The 1,198-nt window shown below is 59.5% G+C and carries 1 protein-coding gene; it reads left to right on the forward strand.

Annotated features, from left to right (window positions below):
• Positions 1–219 precede the first annotated feature (219 nt).
• A complete protein-coding gene (locus CAG41_RS28060) occupies positions 220–1,167 on the forward strand; it encodes an IS110 family transposase (protein WP_085657257.1) in 948 nt (315 codons plus the stop codon).
• The last annotated feature ends 31 nt before the right edge of the window (positions 1,168–1,198 follow it).

A 1,198-nucleotide genomic window follows, 5' to 3' on the forward strand; every position in this document is an offset into this window, starting at 1 on the left:
GCCAGCAGGCTGGCTTGTATGCTGGTACTTGAAGGGAGGAGGAGGGACTAGGCTGGATTCTGACTGTTGACGCAGTACAGACCCGTGGGAGATTTCGCCCCTCCTCCTTTCACCCAAGCGCCGATAAAGAATGCATCTGGCTCGACCGACTATAGGAACAAGCCTGCGCCCCTGGGTGATCCCTTCAAGTGCTCAAAACCATATCTCGGGGGGTGTTCAATGGCAATGTCGGTTTCTGCTTCCAGGCCAATTGTGGGTGTGGATGTCGCCAAGAACGAGTTGGTGATCTACCAGGCCGAGCCGGATCTGCTCGAGACCCTTCCCAATGACAAGCCAGCCATCAGGAAATGGCTGAAAGGCTTGCCGGGGCCGGTCGATGTGGCGATTGAGTCGACCAATGTCTATCACCTGGAGTTCGCCGATCTGGCCCATGAGGCCGGCTGCACGATCTACATGGTCGGCGGCTATGAACTGAGTCACTACCGCAAGGGTGTGAAGGTTCGCGCCAAGACCGATGCGCTGGACGCAAGGTTGCTCGCCCGGTACCTGAAAAACGAACATGAGGAACTTCGCCCGTGGACGCCGCCATCGCCGCTGTACCAGCGACTCCTGAGCCTTTTCCGTCGGCGCGCGGCGCTGGTTCAGGCACGGGTCGGCCTGGTACAGAGCTGGGCGAATGAGCCGCTGCTCAAAACCGCCTTTGCCGAACAGGTGGCCTCGATGCAGAGGCTTGAGGTGCTGGTCGAGAAGATGATCAACGACCAGCTGAAAGAGGCCGGCCTGCTGGCTCAGCTGAGGCGCTGCATGAAAGTTGAAGGCATCGGTTTTCTGACGGGCGCCCGCTTGATCGCCGCGTTCCAGAGGGGTGACTTCAGGAGTGCCGATGCGTTCATCGCCTTTTTGGGGATGGACTTGCGGGTTTCCCAGTCGGGACAGAAGGACGGCCGACGCAGCCTGACGAAACGCGGCGATCCGGAGGTGCGTCGGCTTCTGCACAACGCCGCCATGTCGGCCAGCCGAACGGCGGCCTGGAAAGGTTTTTATGAGGAGCAACGGGCCAAAGGGTTCAGCACCACGCAGGCGCTGGTGATACTGGCCCGCAAACTGGCCCGGATCGTATTCGCCCTGCTCAAAGGGCAAAGCGAATATGAACCAAAAGCAGGCTGAGGGCTTTGCCTCAACCATAGAATCTCCCACA

The sequence above is a fragment of the Pseudomonas sp. B35(2017) genome, from assembly GCF_002113645.1.
Taxonomy (GTDB): domain Bacteria; phylum Pseudomonadota; class Gammaproteobacteria; order Pseudomonadales; family Pseudomonadaceae; genus Aquipseudomonas; species Aquipseudomonas ekonensis.